This is a genomic window from Acinetobacter sp. CE-15 (genome assembly GCF_051059255.1).
Taxonomy (GTDB): Bacteria; Pseudomonadota; Gammaproteobacteria; order Pseudomonadales; family Moraxellaceae; genus Acinetobacter; species Acinetobacter guillouiae.
In genome coordinates this window covers 864,610-880,804 of sequence record NZ_CP192737.1, presented here as the reverse complement: position 1 = coordinate 880,804, position 16,195 = coordinate 864,610, and the positions used below count along the sequence as shown (strand labels likewise).

The 16,195-nt window shown below is 38.7% G+C and carries 14 protein-coding genes; 7 read left to right on the top strand and 7 right to left on the bottom strand.

The window, feature by feature from the left end:
* Positions 1 to 25: 25 nt before the first annotated feature.
* Together ACQ7EO_RS04185 and ACQ7EO_RS04180 are read left to right on the top strand one after the other, a co-directional pair.
* The gene (locus ACQ7EO_RS04185) at positions 26 to 757 is read left to right on the top strand and encodes a sulfite exporter TauE/SafE family protein (protein WP_004817531.1); all 732 of its coding nucleotides are present in this window, start codon (positions 26 to 28) and stop codon (positions 755 to 757) included.
* Between the two features lie 143 nt (positions 758 to 900).
* Positions 901 to 1,239 (top strand): hypothetical protein, encoded by a 339-nt coding sequence (locus ACQ7EO_RS04180; protein ID WP_034614080.1) that lies wholly within the window; start codon positions 901 to 903, stop codon positions 1,237 to 1,239.
* Between the two features lie 301 nt (positions 1,240 to 1,540).
* On the opposite strand, the gene ACQ7EO_RS04175 is transcribed toward ACQ7EO_RS04180, so the two are convergent.
* The 5 genes from ACQ7EO_RS04175 to ACQ7EO_RS04155 form a co-directional block, all read right to left on the bottom strand.
* A complete protein-coding gene (locus tag ACQ7EO_RS04175) occupies positions 1,541 to 2,932 on the bottom strand; it encodes a purine-cytosine permease family protein (protein WP_434278932.1) in 1,392 nt (463 codons plus the stop codon).
* A gap of 127 nt (positions 2,933 to 3,059) precedes the next feature.
* Entirely contained in the window at positions 3,060 to 4,067 is a 1,008-nt protein-coding gene (locus ACQ7EO_RS04170) for a CobW family GTP-binding protein (protein WP_434278931.1), read from the bottom strand.
* A gap of 45 nt (positions 4,068 to 4,112) precedes the next feature.
* Positions 4,113 to 5,687 carry an amidohydrolase gene (locus tag ACQ7EO_RS04165; RefSeq protein ID WP_434278930.1) on the bottom strand — a complete coding sequence of 525 codons (1,575 nt, stop codon included), beginning with the start codon at positions 5,685 to 5,687 and terminating at the stop codon, positions 4,113 to 4,115.
* A 355-nt stretch (positions 5,688 to 6,042) separates the two neighbouring features.
* Positions 6,043 to 6,636 (bottom strand): 1-acyl-sn-glycerol-3-phosphate acyltransferase, encoded by a 594-nt coding sequence (locus ACQ7EO_RS04160; RefSeq protein WP_004817539.1) that lies wholly within the window; start codon positions 6,634 to 6,636, stop codon positions 6,043 to 6,045.
* A gap of 176 nt (positions 6,637 to 6,812) precedes the next feature.
* Positions 6,813 to 7,166 carry a hypothetical protein gene (locus ACQ7EO_RS04155; protein ID WP_244013897.1) on the bottom strand — a complete coding sequence of 118 codons (354 nt, stop codon included), beginning with the start codon at positions 7,164 to 7,166 and terminating at the stop codon, positions 6,813 to 6,815.
* A gap of 176 nt (positions 7,167 to 7,342) precedes the next feature.
* Here ACQ7EO_RS04155 and ACQ7EO_RS04150 point away from each other — a divergent pair, with 176 nt between their 5' ends.
* Positions 7,343 to 7,834, top strand: coding sequence for a copper resistance protein NlpE (locus tag ACQ7EO_RS04150; RefSeq protein ID WP_004817543.1), 492 nt, complete (start codon positions 7,343 to 7,345; stop codon positions 7,832 to 7,834).
* Positions 7,835 to 7,907: 73 nt separating this feature from the next.
* On the opposite strand, the gene rhtC is transcribed toward ACQ7EO_RS04150, so the two are convergent.
* Positions 7,908 to 8,528 carry a threonine export protein RhtC gene (gene rhtC / locus ACQ7EO_RS04145; protein ID WP_004817545.1) on the bottom strand — a complete coding sequence of 207 codons (621 nt, stop codon included), beginning with the start codon at positions 8,526 to 8,528 and terminating at the stop codon, positions 7,908 to 7,910.
* Positions 8,529 to 8,747: 219 nt separating this feature from the next.
* On the opposite strand from rhtC, the gene ACQ7EO_RS04140 reads away from it, so the two are divergent.
* Positions 8,748 to 9,299, top strand: a complete 552-nt coding sequence (locus ACQ7EO_RS04140; protein WP_434278929.1) for a hypothetical protein — start codon at positions 8,748 to 8,750, stop codon at positions 9,297 to 9,299.
* A 27-nt stretch (positions 9,300 to 9,326) separates the two neighbouring features.
* On the opposite strand, the gene ACQ7EO_RS04135 is transcribed toward ACQ7EO_RS04140, so the two are convergent.
* The gene (locus ACQ7EO_RS04135) at positions 9,327 to 12,449 is read right to left on the bottom strand and encodes a DNA translocase FtsK (RefSeq protein ID WP_434278928.1); all 3,123 of its coding nucleotides are present in this window, start codon (positions 12,447 to 12,449) and stop codon (positions 9,327 to 9,329) included.
* A gap of 312 nt (positions 12,450 to 12,761) precedes the next feature.
* On the opposite strand from ACQ7EO_RS04135, the gene trxB reads away from it, so the two are divergent.
* The 3 genes from trxB (at position 12,762) to aat (ending at position 16,176) form a co-directional block, all read left to right on the top strand.
* Positions 12,762 to 13,715 carry a thioredoxin-disulfide reductase gene (trxB, locus tag ACQ7EO_RS04130; RefSeq protein ID WP_004723647.1) on the top strand — a complete coding sequence of 318 codons (954 nt, stop codon included), beginning with the start codon at positions 12,762 to 12,764 and terminating at the stop codon, positions 13,713 to 13,715.
* Positions 13,716 to 13,825: 110 nt separating this feature from the next.
* Positions 13,826 to 15,376 (top strand): class I SAM-dependent methyltransferase, encoded by a 1,551-nt coding sequence (locus tag ACQ7EO_RS04125; RefSeq protein WP_434278927.1) that lies wholly within the window; start codon positions 13,826 to 13,828, stop codon positions 15,374 to 15,376.
* 68 nt (positions 15,377 to 15,444) lie between these two features.
* Positions 15,445 to 16,176: a leucyl/phenylalanyl-tRNA--protein transferase gene (gene aat / locus ACQ7EO_RS04120; RefSeq protein ID WP_434278926.1), complete on the top strand. Its 732-nt coding sequence runs from the start codon at positions 15,445 to 15,447 to the stop codon at positions 16,174 to 16,176.
* The last annotated feature ends 19 nt before the right edge of the window (positions 16,177 to 16,195 follow it).

The window sequence follows — 16,195 nt, the reverse complement described above, 5'->3', positions numbered from 1 at the left end:
CTATTCAGTTTTGTTTAATTTAAAAATGACTTGGTTTATTTTTATTCTCGGTGCCATGATTGCAGGCTTTGTCCAAGGTTTAACTGGTTTTGCCTTTGCCTTGATTGCGATGTCTTTTTGGATTTGGGTATTACCGCCACAACTGGCAGCGCCATTAGTGGTGTTTGCTTCTCTATGGAGCCATATCATTGCATTGGGAAAAGAACAAAAACATCAACTCCCGTTTTCTCTAGTGCTTCCTTATATCATTGCAGGATTAATCGGTGTACCTCTCGGTACCTATCTTTTACACCTCATTGATGGAAATACCTTTAAGACCATCCTTGGATTATTTTTAGTGATTTGGTGTCCGACCATGTTCTTTGCCCCTGTGTTTCCTCGTATTCAAGCATTGGGAAAACTTGCAGATGGAAGCATTGGTTTTATTGGCGGTATTTTAGGTGGTCTTGGTGGTTTTTGTGGCGCAGCACCATCAGCTTGGGTGATGCTTAAAAATCTGCCTAAACAACAACAGCGTTATATTTTAAGACATTTTAATTTTGCGATTCAGTTGTTTACGATTATTATTTATCTCTGCCAAGGAACCATCCACAAGGTCCATCTCCCCTATTTTGCACTGATCATTCTTACAGTGAGTATTCCTGCGCTGATTGGTGCGCAAATGTTTTATAAAATATCAGAAAAACAATTTAAACAATTGGTGCTGAGTTTATTATTTGCCTCAGGTTGTTTCTTATTACTGACATCATTGCTTTAACAAAGAAAGAGAAAGTTGAATAAATTTCGCTGGCTATTTATTCAGCAATTGGTTACTAAAGTGAAAACAATATTCGAGCGGCTCTATTTTTAATACTCGATTCATCCTACAATTCCGCCACTCATTTTTCTTAAATATCTGTGATGAAAAACTCATTTTTGTTAAGTGCCAGTATTCTCTTAACAGGATGTGTACTTGGCACATCTAGTGAAATTAAAACTGCGGAAAAACTGCTCAGCCAATTTCAATGTAATAATATTGAAACAGCAGAATTGGCCCATAGTTCAATTAATACTTATCATGAACGCTCACTTGCAGTGAGTAAAGAAAAAGCCACTGAGTACGTCGATCGCTATAAATCTGGAGATGAATTATTTAAAATTCCTCTCGATGAAGTGGTTCAACAACAATACGATATTTATAAAACAGCCTGTGAATCCCTTGGCGGTGTGCAACGCTCAACAACAAGCAACGCTAAATAAGCAGATTATTTTTGAATACTGCAAAACGTTTATGATCTTAAAAATATCGTGTTTTAAATGATTGTGTTTTAAAATCATAAACGTAAATCATGATGAGCAGCGTTCATTTTTAAAATTGCCTAGACCTTCATCCTTTGCTGCTGAATTTTTAAATACAACCCGTGGTGCAATATAGCGGTCCCTTCTGCAAAGTCTATCTCATGATCAAAATAGCCTTAGAAGCAGTAAAAATAGGCTGTAGCAAACCTCATATAGGCAAAGTGATATGATGGCTGCATCATCACAATAGCCGTGCCGTAATTTATTTTTTTGCCTTGTATGAATGGTCTTTGATACCAAAAATTTTGATCCCCATCAGATAAAAAATAGAGGTTAAAATTAGACCGACAACCCACGAAACATCTGCACCATCAAGCGCCTTGGCAATAGGACCTGTATACAAGTCTGTCGCAATAAAAGGCACTTGAACAATGACACCAAAAATATATGCAGAAACGGCCATGAGGTTAAATTTTCCATAGATTCCCCCATCTTGATGGAAAAACGAATCGACATCATATTCCCCATGACGAACCCAGTAATAATCAACCAAATTCACAGCCGTCCAAGGGATAAGTACGTAGATGAGCAAGAAAATAAAATTAATAAATATGGGCAGAAAATTACTGGATGCTTTGATTCCAATCCATAGCGCAATAGCAATTAACAAAAATGAAATCACAATTCGTCCCTTAGCCAATGGCATAAATGATGGAATAAATGTCTGGATAAAAGAAATTAAAGTCAGTACACCACAATATAAATTCATTGAATTAATAGCAGAGATGGAAATGACCAAAATCAAAATAAACACACTCCCCATCTTAGGCACATAAGCGATCATCCCAGCGATAACATCTCCACTTGGTGTCACCAATCCTATTGTTACCCCCAAACACATCGGAATGATGGTACCCAATCCACATCCCCAATATGTTGCCCAGAACGCTGCCTTTGCCCCTGTTTCTTTTGGTAAATGACGAGTAGCATCAGAGACATAGGGTGCATATGCGATCTGCCACAGTGCAGCAATCGAAAGTGTAGCGAGAAAACCTGTAGCTGAAAAAGAATTACGCGCGAAAAAGTCTGCTGGTAAACCTTGAATAAAAAACACCCACACATATGCTGCCAAAAAAGCCAAACCAGAGATCACAAAGGTTATTTTTGTAAATAGATGAATTAATCGATAACCAACGATTGTGCCGATCACTGCAACGACACAAGTAAATAATATGCCGGATGACTGACTGAATGAGGGAATAAGCAAATTCATGGCTTGTCCAGCCAGCGTCGCATTTGAAGCTAGAAAGCCGACATACATGATGACCACGATTCCAAGGATTGGAAGCGCGCCATATGCACCAAACTGCCCTTTGGTTTGAATCATTTGAGGGACACCGAGATGCGGTCCTTGAGCGGCATGGAGTGCGGCAAAGATGCCACCAATAAGCGTTCCTAGAATAATACTTGAAATAGCAGAGACAAAAGATTGATGAAAAATGGTGACTGAAACTGATCCTGTCACAAACGTCAGTAGCATCAAATTTCCACCAAACCAAAGTGTGAATAGATCCCGAGCCTTACCGTATCGCGCATTTAATGGGATTTGCTGAATGGTATGTTGTTCAATCGAATGAATATATTTGTCTTCCATGAGTGTCTCCTAATAGAGAAATCGTTAAAAAATTACGATCAACCAAATTGTTTTTTTAAGATGCAAATCCCCCTACGCTTAAATTACGCAATTGAAAATGCTGAGGATTATGGGTGCAGGCGTTCTGCTATGTGGTCATTGGCTCAAGCACAATGGCATCAAATAATGCTTGGATCTGTTGATGAATTTCCCCTTCAAAAATGACCACTATTCTCGATCTGTGGTCATCATCAGGCCACGCATTTAGGTAAGATTCGGGAAATAGATAATGTTGAACACCGTGTAATATCACTGGTCGTAATGACTCTTCCACCTGAATCAATCCTTTGATTCGGAGCAAGTTCACGCCATAAAGTCGTGCCAGCTTCTGAAGAAAATGGGTCACACGCGCCCAAGACAAAGCTTGGTTGGCATATAAACACAGCGTAAAAATATTATGATGCGGTGCGTTATTGAAAGTGTTTTGAGAATTTGCCTGATGTGTAAACCACTGCGCACCAAGTAAATTACGTGTTACTGGATACTTTTCACGATCAAAAATAACCAAAGCAACAGCCGCCACATCCGCACCATCAATAATTTCAGCACTCGCATTCAGAGTACGGATGCGCTTGGTAAATGTTGTAAAGGCATGCGACAAATCTGTTTTAGTTAAAATGATTTTATCTGCAACAGCGATTTGACGTAGTCTCTCCGTCCGCTGATGCGGGACATTTAAGGACAATAATGTATCAACCGTAGCAATCACAGTTTGCACACTAAATAAAGTCGCGACACTTTCATCTGCTAGCAAAAGTTTAAGCAAGGGAATCGGGTCAGCCATACCTGTTGTTTCGACAATAACACGGTCAAAAACAGGAATTTGCCCTGCCTCAGCACGACAGTAAAGAAGTTTAAGTGTTTCTGAAAGTTCTGTTTTCATGCTACAACAGACACAACCGCTTTTTAGCAAGACAATGTCATCGTCAAGTCGACCTATCAATAAATGATCTAAGCCAACCTCACCTATTTCATTAATAATCACTGCCGTGTGTGCCATGCGATCATCGGCCAACAGACGATGCAGCAATGTTGTTTTACCACTCCCTAGAAAACCTGTCAGTAAGGTCACAGGAATACGTTTTATTCCGCTCATATATGTCTTCCCTTACGCACATAAACGATAATTTAACCCAGTAGATTAGTTAGCACGCTGAAACACATGCTGACCTTGTAATACTGTGGTGATGACTTGAGTCTCAGCAATTTCTTCAGGGCTTGATTCAAAAATATTGCGATCCAAAACTATAAAGGTTGCTTCCTTACCCACTTCTAAACTCCCAGTACGATGACTATGCCCAACAGCAATTGCGCCGTTCAACGTCATAATTCTGACTGCCACGTCCAAAGGCACACTTTCATCTCCGTGCTGTAAAATACCAGCCAGTGCGGGAAAGAGATTTGGCGTAGGTGGCAAAAGCCAATCTGTACCAATCGTCATGGTTGCACCAGCATCATACAAAGTTCGAAAATCATAGGCTTTGCCAAGCGCTTGCTGATATTCTGGGATATGCCAAATCGCGGGTGACATTTCAGCAATAATGTCTAATTCTGCAAAACGGCTACGATCTTTTGCAGAAACATAATGAGCATGTGCAATATCATGAAATTGCCCTGTTTGACGTTCAACATTGTTGGCATTTTCATAATTGTCTAAACCAATACGCACAGAACCATAACCCGTACAATGTGATTTAACGATCAAACCTTCTTCGGTCCATTCACGAATTTTTTCAGTGAGTTCATTAGAATCGAGAAGTAAATTGTAAGTAATAGGTTCATCTGAAATCGGATCTAAGGGCACATGGCTAAAGGTGGGTGCCATAGATGTACCATCTAGCATCACTTTGATTCCATTCACCATGACACGTTTTGACGCATATTGCGCTCGTTCTGCGATTACCCTTTCATCTTCTTCACGATCACTCAATGACATAATTTCTGCTTTCCAAGGAATATGACAAATCAAATCCAGTGTAAGCTCATCGTCATCATCCAAAGATTTAGCTGCTGTCAGAAATGACCTTGTTGCTGAAGCTTCCTGAGCCGAAGTAATACCATATTGATTACATATACTTGCCGCCATTTTAAGCGCGAACTTATTTTCCTCATCGGTCTCTGTGGGTGCGACCATATATAATTTTACCCATCCACCTTCACGCAAAATTCCAGTAGGTTCACCTGTTATAGGATCTTTTTCAATTTTTGCGCGGGTCGTACTCGGTGTATCACGCGTGATACCTGCAAGATGTAGTGCTTGGCTGTTCGCCATGACGTTATGAAATGAAAAATCATGAATCACAATAGGCACATTTGGAATGACTTGATCCAACCATTCTCGTGTCAGTAGCTCAGCAGTAAAAATCAATGGGTTATAGAGCCCGGCAAAAATCCATGTCCGTTTGGAGGCATATTTTTCCCAATACGCTTTGAGTTGCTGTGCCAATTCTTGCAAGGTTTGCGGATCATTTAATTGGCAAGAATATTCCAATCGAAGAAGTGCCGCTTTTAAAAGATGCGTGTGTGCATCATGGATGCCAGGCATCACCAATTTCCCTTTTAAATCATATTTTTCAGCATCCGCTGCCAAACTCAGAATTTCATTCTGATCGCCAATCGCTAAAATTTTACCGTCTTTTACCCACATGGCTTCTGCCCAAGGTTGCAGTTGATTCACGGTATGAAATTTTGCATTGTAATAGACGCTATTATTCATCTTGTTATCCCTGTCTATGCCCAATAAATGTTGAATTTAACTTTTAGAATTATTTACACCATGGCTTTAAGTTGTTTTCAACTTAAAGCCAATTTCAACAATTTATTTATATACGACATTTTAAAAAATTAAGTAATTCTTAAATAACGATGTAGATCTTTTGAATTATTAAAGTAGTATTTTAATTGAGCTAAAAAAATAGGTTATTTATAAAATAATATCTAAATGCACAGATACTGTATCAACTGAACAGCAGCAAATATTTAACCCTAATAAAATATGGGAATGTGCCAAATCACCCTTCCCATATCAAAATTAAATTCATTGTATTTGAGTTTTCAAAGATACTATCGAATCAAAACTCAGCTTCTGGAATAAATCGGGTATCTATACTAAATAAATCTGGATGTTTCGGATTGATCTGAGCGTAAAACTCCATGATTTCAGCCATGTCCTGTTCATAATTTCCAGTTGGATAAACAATTTTACCAATCCCAGTTTTCTTGTTTTTATAATCCATATACGCCAGTGCTATAGGTACGCCAGCACTGGTAGCAACATGATAAAAGCCTGTTTTCCACTGTTCTTGCTTTGCACGCGTTCCCTCTGGCGTTACCAGCATCACCAATTTAGGATGGGTTTTAAACAGCTCACTCATCAGCTGAACCATACTTGGACGTTCCTCGCCATCTTGCTTGGGACGGCGATCAATCCCAATTCCGCCCATAGCACGCACAAAAGGTCCAAAAGGCAATTTCATATAGCTATCTTTAATGGTAATACGCACATGAACACCCAAAGCTTTCAGTGCTAAACGTGCATAGAGTGCATCCCAATTACTGGTATGCGGCGCTGCAATCATGACACATTGGTCGATGTTTAAATCCCAATGGTTATCAATTTGCCATCCCATCCAGCCCAAACTTTGTTCAGCTAATTTTTCAAACACCCAGCACACCAAAACATAAAGAATTCGCGCTGGATTGTAACAACCAATAGATCAGATAAAAATCTAATTTGTATAGAAAAACAGCAATTAATATATAAATGTATAAAATTAATTCATTGCAAAACTTGTCAGTAAATATTCAGTTTTGATTAAATTCTGCAATGAATTTGCATATATCAATTTTTCGTTTGGTTAAAATAGTTAATCCAATGTAATTCACGACAATGATTATCAAAATGAATTTTTTGTGGCTGAATATTCGCATTTGACTGCTGGATGACCTGATATTCAATCCAGCTTTCTAGACAAGACTCCACTTCAAACAACTGATTGTCTTGTTCTATGGTTTGTTTCAATTGTGTGCCATCTGAAAATGTATAAATTTTGGTGGTCTGAGTGATCTCTATATCTTGCTCATAATTTTTTTCGCATTGCAAAGTGACATTTTCAATTTTGATTTGATCATTGCTTTTTTGATTGTCGTTTTTTTCATTGTAAATACGAGCAACATATTCAGCCAAATGAGACATAGATTGGAATACTTATAAATAGCACACTAAGAGAACACCTATAATAGCCTAACTTTTTAACATCGAACTACATTACTCAGCAATTTCTTACATAATTCACATTTCATATCAGGGAGATAATTTATATTCTGGATAAAATCATTCACATATAATTATTTATTCATTTGGGTTATGTTATGAAAAAAACACTCTTCGTCATGTCTATTTTAGCGCTGTCATTAAGCGCTTGTTCTAAACCGACTCATAATGCGTCAGAGGATATCAAAGCGACAGCACAAACACAGGCTGCTGCATCGCATGAAGCAGCAAGCCCAACGATTGATTCAGAACATAATGCTCAAAATAGCTTGGATTGGGCTGGTGAATACAAAGGTTTACTTCCGTGTGCTGATTGCTCAGGAATCAAAACCAAACTCATCCTAAAATCAGATCACACGTATGAACTGACTGAAGAATATGAAGGGGTTAAAGGTGAAGGCAAAGAATTTAAAACCCAAGGTCATTTTAGTTTTGATGAATCTGGATCGATTATCGGTCTAGATAAAAATGCAGATAACCGCAAATACTTTGTTGGCGAAAATATCTTAGAAGCACGTAGTTTTGCGACGGGTGAAAAGATTGAAGGTCCAAATGCTGAACTTTATCAATTAACCAAAGACGTGGAATAATTTAAAAATTATTTGCGAATAAGAGCATAAAAAACCTGCTTGAAGCAGGTTTTTTAAATTTTGGAGTATGCTTTTAGCGATGACCAATCAAATATGCACCAAAGAGCGTAAAGATCCCACCTGAGATACCATCAATCCATCTTGAGGCATTTTGGTAAGCGGCTTTAAAGCTGGGTAATGAAAATACAAAGGCAACAAAGCTAAACCAGATCAGCGTTTCCACGGAAACAATTATAAATAATAATGAATGCACACCATCTAAATGTGGATTGGCTAAAAACACTGAAAATACACTACCGAAATAAATCACCGCTTTCGGGTTTGATAAATTGGTTAAGAAACCTTTGAGAAAAAAACGTAGATTGCTTTGTGGTAACTCAAAATGATGCTGTGATAGATTTTCTTTCTTACTCAAAGCTGATCTAAGCATTTGGTAGCCTAACCAGCACAGATAAATCCCACCAACAACCAACATCACCTGCTTTAACCATGCCATTTTTTCAAAAATGATATTCAACCCCGCCAAAGCTAAAAAAGCCCAAAACATCACCCCTGCGGTAATCCCCAAAACCACAAAAATAGATTGCTTTCTTGAACGGCTAATTGCGGTTTGCGAGACCAGAAAGAAATCAGGGCCTGGTGTAATCAGGGCACAAAAATGAATAAAGATTAACGTACATAATGCGATCAACATAGACTAGATTCCGTTCAGCGAGACAGATTTATATTAGTGTGAAAATTCATGTTTTTCCATCAATATCTGTACTTCAATAAAATCCTTTAGGCTGAACGTCAATGAATCTACATCACAAATAAAAATTAACGATCTTTTAAAAAGACGGATTTTAATTATTGGAGAAAATATTATTTTATCTTTATAATCAAAAACTAAAACCTAACTAAAAAATAAATCATGCTTAATTTAGAAAAAGATTCAACCACGCTCATTGAGCAAGCACCACATCATTCCGTGGAAGTGCAAAAGATCATCAGCATCAATAAATTTATGCTCTTATGTTTTTTGACGATGGATTTATATCTGATTTGGTGGATGTTTAAAGCATGGCGCTTCTTTATGCAAAAAGACAAATTAGACATCATGCCGGCTTTTCGGACAGTCCTTTATATTATTTTCCTTTACCCCTTGTTAAAAAAAATAAATAACTATGCCAAGCAACAAGGATATACAGAAAATTTCTCATCAGGCTGGATGTTTATAGGATTTATATTTTTTTCAGTGCTGACTAAACTGCCTGAGCCTTATGATCTGATTACCGTATTGAATTTCATTTTTCTAATACCGGCATTTAAGGCACTCAATTTTGCCAAACAACAATCCAATCAATTTGTGGTCGTTGAACAAAAGAAATTTAGTAAAGCTCAAATGATACTTATCGTGTTATTTTCTATTTTTTGGTGCTTGTATTTACTCGCTCTGTTTCTCAATCCTACATCATTGCAATGAGCCTAAGCTCATTGCAAGCTGTTTAAATTAGACCAAAATATCTCGCTTACCATTCGGTCCTTGTTCGCTGACAATACCCTGCTCCTGCATTTGATCAACAATACGGGCAGCACGGTTATAACCTAAGCTAAACTTACGTTGCAGTGAAGATACAGACACTTTACGTGTTTCTAAGACAAATGAAACACATTGGTCATAGAGTGCATCACGGTTCGGATCTCCATCACCATCTTCAAAACCACGCGTGGTCGGTTCTTCATCGAACGGTGTGAGAATTTCATCGACATAATTCGGTTCACCGCGTTCACGCCATGCGTCACAAATACGGTTGACTTCATCATCGGAAATAAACGCACCATGTACACGTTCAGGATCAATTTTACCCGGACCGAGGAATAACATATCGCCATGGCCCAAGAGATCTTCTGCACCACCACCATCTAGAATGGTACGGGAGTCAATTTTACTGTTTACACGCAAAGCAACACGGGTTGGAATATTGGCTTTAATCAAACCAGTAATTACATCTACTGATGGACGTTGCGTTGCTAACAGCAAATGAATTCCTGCTGCACGAGACTTTTGTGCCAGACGGGTAATCATTTCTTCTGCTTTTTTACCTACTTGCATGATCATATCGGCAAATTCATCGGCAACAATCACAATCGAAGGCAATGGTTGCAAACGTGGCGCTCGGTCTTGAGTCGCAGAATCACTTGGTTTCCAAGTCGGATCAATCAGATCTTCACCATTTGCAATGGCTTCTTCCACTTTACGGTTATAGTCGGCTAATTTACGGATCTTTAAAAAAGACATCAGCTTATAACGACGTTCCATTTCATTGACACACCAATTCAATGCACTAACAGCATCTTTCATGTCAGTCACAACAGGTGTTAATAAATGAGGAATATCATTGTAGTTCGCTAATTCCAATTGTTTTGGATCGATCAGAATCAAACGCAATTGATCAGGTGTATATTTCAACAACATCGACAAGATCATTGAGTTTACAGCAACTGATTTACCTGAACCTGTCGTCCCAGCAACCAACATATGCGGCGCTTTACCTAAGTCAGTGATCACAGGATTACCTGAAATATCCTTACCCATTGCCATTGAAAGCAAACCATTTGGATCTTTAAAAACGGGGGTTTCCAACAATTCTATCAGGCGTACCATTTCACGACTGCTATTCGGTACTTCAATCCCGATATAAGGCTTTCCGGGAATCACTTCAACCACACGTACAGATGCCATTGACATCGAACGTGCCAAATCTCGAGAGATATTGGTCACTTTCGAGGCTTTTACACCAGGTGCCAAATCTAACTCAAAACGTGTAACCACTGGCCCAGGTTGGGCTTCGATGACTTTGGCTTTGACGTTAAACTCTTGAAGTTTAATTTCTAACAGTTCAGATAAACGTGACAGTTGTTCTGCGGTAAAGTTGACTTTTTTATTTGGATCGACTTTATCCAACAGTTCATAACCCGGCAACGTTGGTAAGTCTCGACGCTTATTTGCAACTTGCATTGCACGTGACATCGGACGACCAAATGCATCGGTTAATGGTGCATCTAAGTCGAAATCATCTTCAAGTTCTGCAAACTCACTTTGCAATTCGTCTTGAGGTTTACCCGCAGTTTCTTGCCAAGCATCTCTAAATGCATCTTTATCTGCAGCAATTAAAGACTTTTCTTCTTCACTGACCAAGGTTGATGCATTTAAATTGGTTTGAATATTGGCACGGGTAAATGGCGTAGATTGCGCATAATTACTGGTTGTACGAACATCTACAGATTGCTGATTTTGTTGGTACGCAGTTGGGCTTTCAGTAAGCTCTTCATCTGCAAGCGATGCCAGCTCATCTAATTCATTGGCTAAATTTTGTATTGCCACGCCTGAAGTTGCCGCTACTGCGACACCACTCGCAACGCTTTGCCCACCCTGAACAGCAGTATTTACATAAGCAGCTTCAATATGAGTCTGCGCCGTAGGGGTATTAAATGGGCTATGGATATCTGTGGCAGTTTGTCCATTTGGTACAACTGACAACAATTCATCAAACACTTGGTCATCATCCCAATCAAGTGAAGATTTTTTATTGATCTGCACATGATCAACATCATGTTGATGCGCACGTGGCAAATGATCTGCATATTTATCTTCAGTTTGATCTTCTGACGCTTTGATCAAGGCATCAATATCACGATTATGGTCTTGATCTTGATGTAAGGCTTTCCATACTTCACCAGATGAAACAGTACGTTGACTGTCTTGTTCTAGACGATGTGCTTTTTCTAAAGTCCGCTCTAATTCCAAATCATCAATATCGTCTTGATCAAATTGAACATGATGTTGAGTTTTATTTTCTTGCTCAATCATGTCATCAAATAAGCGTTCAGCTGTTTGATTGTGTTTCGTATTTTTAACAACCAAATGCTCTTTTACTGGTGCCTGATCATCAGCTTCGACAAATTCAGCTTGAGCTGTTATTGGTTCAGCCTTATGCGTATGCACATGATTTTTATTTTTCTGCGGAGATGTCAAATCAAAAGCAGATTCACTTTCAGGAACATTTTTATAAAATAAATCTTGTAAATAAGCAGGCGTGGCTTTTAGTGTTGCCCACGTTCTGTTCCATTGAATACCAAATGCTAAGGTAAATAGAACAACGAGCAAAAGCAAAATAAATACAACTGCGCCATAAATACTCATCAGTTGAGATAGGCTTTCACCGAGCTCATAACCAATGATTCCGCCAGAAGCATTGGCTAATGTGTCTGCTGGTACATTCCAAAGCAAGTACAATAGGCTTGAGGTCGCAAGCAAAATAAAAAATTGCGCAGCATAACGAAACGGGCGACTCACAAAACTTCGTGGCCACCATACTTGCACTGCTTCTATAAAAATAAATACAGGAATGAGTAAACTTGCCCAACCTAAAAAACCAAACAACAAATCAGCAATCCAAGCACCCGCTACACCACTGGCATTTGAAACCTGTTGTGTATCACTCGAAATATGCATCCAGCCTGGATCAAATGGAGTATATGTGACTGTTGCAAGGAACAGATATATCCCAAATGAAATCAAGAATATTGTTGTTAAAAAGCGCTGTGCATAAACATTTGACACCGCAGTCATATACTATCCTGTAACCAATTGTTCAAATTACTCTTTTCTGAAGCTTGATCAGCTTTCTTGAGAGAAGAAATTTTTATATTATGCACCTGTTCTTAAAAAAAAGATGCACTATTATTTACTTGTGTTGTAAAGCATTGTTAGAAATTTAAGCTTTTATTTCGATAAAAATGCCAAACAATATTATTTGATTATTCTATATAGCTCAATTCGATTTAGATGATCAATATTATCGACATTGAAGCCACACAACTTTGATAAAGTTTCACGTATAATTCAAACAATTTCTATATTTTTCATAAAAAAGGATGACTCATGAGCGCTCGTCACTCTCGGTTAATTATTTTAGGTTCTGGCCCTGCTGGTTATAGTGCTGCTGTTTATGCCGCGCGTGCAAATTTAAAACCAACCTTAATTGCAGGTATGCAACTCGGCGGTCAATTAACCACCACGACTGATGTTGAGAACTGGCCTGGTGATGCTGAAGGTTTAACAGGTCCTGCATTAATGGATCGTATGCAAGCGCATGCTGAACGTTTTGGTACTGAGATTTTATACGATCATATCAATGAAGTTGATCTTCAGGTTCGCCCTTTCGTACTTAAAGGCGATATGGATGAGTACACGTGTGATGCGTTAATTATTGCAACAGGTGCAACAGCACAATATTTAGGGCTTGAGTCTGAACAGGCTTATATGGGTCAAGGTGTAAGTGCTTGCGCAACTTGTGATGGTTTCTTCTATAAAAACCAAAAAGTCATGGTTGTCGGTGGTGGTAACACAGCTGTTGAAGAAGCACTATATCTTTCCAATATCGCTTCACACGTTACCTTGGTACACCGTCGTGACAAATTACGTTCGGAAAAAATCCTTCAAGACCATCTCAATGAAAAAGTTAAAGAAGGTAAAATTTCGATCATCTGGAACCATCAAGTTGATGAAGTTTTAGGTGATAGTAATTCTGGTGTGACTTCTGTACGTATTAAGTCTACCCAAGATGATTCAACTCAAGACGTTGACGTATCAGGTATGTTTGTGGCAATTGGTCACAAACCAAATACGGCAATGTTTGAAAATCAACTTGAACTGCGTAATGGCTATATTCAAGTACGCAGTGGTACTGCGGGCAATGCCACAGCTACATCTGTAGCGGGTGTATTTGCTGCGGGTGATGTTGCTGATGATGTCTATCGTCAAGCAATCACATCTGCAGGTTCAGGCTGTATGGCTGCACTTGACGCTGACCGCTATTTAGATGGCTTAGAATAATTGATTTATTTTGTGTAAAAACAAACCGCCTACATGGCGGTTTGTCTATTTTTGATTTATAAATAAACAAGAGCAATGACTTTAAATGAATACAAATTATAGGAAAAAACATGACAACAGCGTGGACCGATGGCTACCAGACCGAAGTAAATTACACCTATGGTTACTATAGAGACTTAAGCCCGAATTACCAAAAGTTTTGCTTATTACTCAATGGGGTTGATTGCCCACCCACCAATGAACGTCACAAACATTGTGAACTCGGCTTTGGTCAAGGTGTCAGTCTAAATATTCATGCTGCATCCAGTTTTGGTTTATTTTTTGGTACAGACTTTAACCCTGCTCATGCTGCCCATGCCAATGTCTTGGCTGAACAAAATCAAGTCCCGCATCACTTCTATGATGCAAGTTTTGAAGAGTTACTCAACAAAGACTTACCGATGTTTGACTCGATTAGCTTACACGGGATCTGGAGTTGGATTAGCCACGAAAACCAACATATTATTTTGCAATTTATCCGAAAGTTTTTAAGTCCCAATGGGATTGTCTATATCAGCTATAACTGCTTGACCGGTTGGGCTGCCAATATGCCAGTCCGCGAGTTATTTCACAGTCATTTTAAATTTAATAGCACCAGTACCAACCCGCTACAAAAAGTAAATGATTCACTTAACTTTAGTGAAGAGCTATTAGCACAAAATCCCCTCTTTGCCCAAAGAAATCCCAATGCACTCAATAAAGTGCAAGATTTAAAAAAACAAAATCCAAACTATTTGATCCACGAATACTTAAATCAAGATTGGCAGTGTTTCTCTTTTCAACAAGTGGTGCGAATTTTAGAAGAAATTAAATTGACCTACGCAGGTTCAACAGATTTGAATTCGCATCTAGATAACATTAATTTTAGTGAGCAACATCAGCAATTTTTAAACACCATTGAACATCCAGTTTTTAAAGAGCAATGCCGTGATTATTTTGCCAACACACAATTTAGAAAAGACTTATATATCCGCGGGAAGAACACCTTAACTGCATTAGAAATTCAGCATCGCTTGAGAAATACAGCCTTTGTCTTATTAACTGCACCAGAAAAATTACCAAAAACAATTTCAGGATACTTAGGTGAGTTCGATTTAATCCAAGAGATTTATCAACCACTCGGTGCTTATTTTAAACAATCTGACTATAAGCCGCAGACGATTGCAGAGCTTGAACAGGCCATCCCTAATATTACTTATTCCAAGCTGCTTAATGCCTTGGTGATTTTATGCCACTTAGGTTTGGCACAACCGTGTCAGGCAGCTTCAAATCCAGATATGGTTAAACATGCTCAGAAATTAAATCGTTATTTCCTTGAGCAAGCCAGCTATCATACCAATTATCAAGTTTTGGCCTGCCCACTCACAGGGATTGGTATTCCCGCCGATCAGTTTACCCAACTCTTCTATCGCGCTCACTTTATCGATGGGCTAGACTCTGCCGCACAATTTGCACAATATGTTTGGGACGTGCTGACTCAATTAGGCTGGCTGGTATTGGACCAACAAGGCAACACTGTTTCAGATCCAAAAACCAGCCTTGAAGTTATTCAAGAGAAAGCCCAATTCTTTCTAGATAGTGACAAACTCAAAATTGCAAAACATTTGAAACTTTTTGCATAAGGTCTGTTTAGACATTTAATCACATGATCAGCTAAGATAAAGCTGATCTTTTTTATTGATGAATTCTCGTGAATCAACTCCCCCTTTCACAATTTATTTTTCCAGATCCAATAGAAGCTGATCCAGATGAACAAGGCTTGATTTGTATAGGCGCAGACTTAGCGCCTTCTACATTATTTGAAGCTTATACGCATGGTTTATTTCCATGGTTTTCCGAAGGTGAACCAATTTGTTGGTGGTGTCCAGAGCCGCGTTGCATCATTCACCCTCAGGATTATCATCCAAGTAAATCACTACTGCGAAATATGAAAAAGTTTGATTATAAAATTACCATCAATCATGCTTTTGAACAGGTCATTCGTTCTTGTTCGCTCCCACGTAGCTATGCGGATGAAACGTGGATTTCCGAGGAGATTATTCACGGTTATTGCCAACTATTTGAAGCTGGTTATGCCTATAGCGTTGAAGTCTGGGATCAACATAAAATTGTAGGTGGGCTGTATGGTGTAACGATTGGCCATGGTTGTTTTGGTGAGTCGATGTTTAGCACTCAAACCGATGTTTCCAAAATGGCTTTTTACACACTGATGTTATTGGGCCGAGAAAATAATTTACCGTGGATTGACTGTCAGTTGGTCAATGATCACTTACTCAGCCTCGGTGCTTGTACACTTTCTCGCCATGAATACCTTAAATCGTTACAAGATGTAATAAAACAACCCTCTATAGATTGGAAAAGTTATCAAGAGCGTGTATTTTCAAGTAAAACAATAGCGATTTTATCGCGCTTAATGGAATGAAAATAAAAGGAGGGACATG

What these genes read in the sequence shown, in the direction of transcription:
- ACQ7EO_RS04185 (WP_004817531.1), top strand. Translation starts at nt 26, where the DNA reads ATGACTTGGTTTATTTTTATTCTCGGTGCCATGATTGCAGGCTTTGTC.
- ACQ7EO_RS04180 (WP_034614080.1), top strand. Translation starts at nt 901, where the DNA reads ATGAAAAACTCATTTTTGTTAAGTGCCAGTATTCTCTTAACAGGATGT.
- ACQ7EO_RS04175 (WP_434278932.1), bottom strand. Translation starts at nt 2,932, where the DNA reads ATGGAAGACAAATATATTCATTCGATTGAACAACATACCATTCAGCAA.
- ACQ7EO_RS04170 (WP_434278931.1), bottom strand. Translation starts at nt 4,067, where the DNA reads ATGAGCGGAATAAAACGTATTCCTGTGACCTTACTGACAGGTTTTCTA.
- ACQ7EO_RS04165 (WP_434278930.1), bottom strand. Translation starts at nt 5,687, where the DNA reads ATGAATAATAGCGTCTATTACAATGCAAAATTTCATACCGTGAATCAA.
- ACQ7EO_RS04155 (WP_244013897.1), bottom strand. Translation starts at nt 7,166, where the DNA reads ATGTCTCATTTGGCTGAATATGTTGCTCGTATTTACAATGAAAAAAAC.
- ACQ7EO_RS04150 (WP_004817543.1), top strand. Translation starts at nt 7,343, where the DNA reads ATGAAAAAAACACTCTTCGTCATGTCTATTTTAGCGCTGTCATTAAGC.
- rhtC (WP_004817545.1), bottom strand. Translation starts at nt 8,528, where the DNA reads ATGTTGATCGCATTATGTACGTTAATCTTTATTCATTTTTGTGCCCTG.
- ACQ7EO_RS04140 (WP_434278929.1), top strand. Translation starts at nt 8,748, where the DNA reads ATGCTTAATTTAGAAAAAGATTCAACCACGCTCATTGAGCAAGCACCA.
- ACQ7EO_RS04135 (WP_434278928.1), bottom strand. Translation starts at nt 12,449, where the DNA reads ATGACTGCGGTGTCAAATGTTTATGCACAGCGCTTTTTAACAACAATA.
- trxB (WP_004723647.1), top strand. Translation starts at nt 12,762, where the DNA reads ATGAGCGCTCGTCACTCTCGGTTAATTATTTTAGGTTCTGGCCCTGCT.
- ACQ7EO_RS04125 (WP_434278927.1), top strand. Translation starts at nt 13,826, where the DNA reads ATGACAACAGCGTGGACCGATGGCTACCAGACCGAAGTAAATTACACC.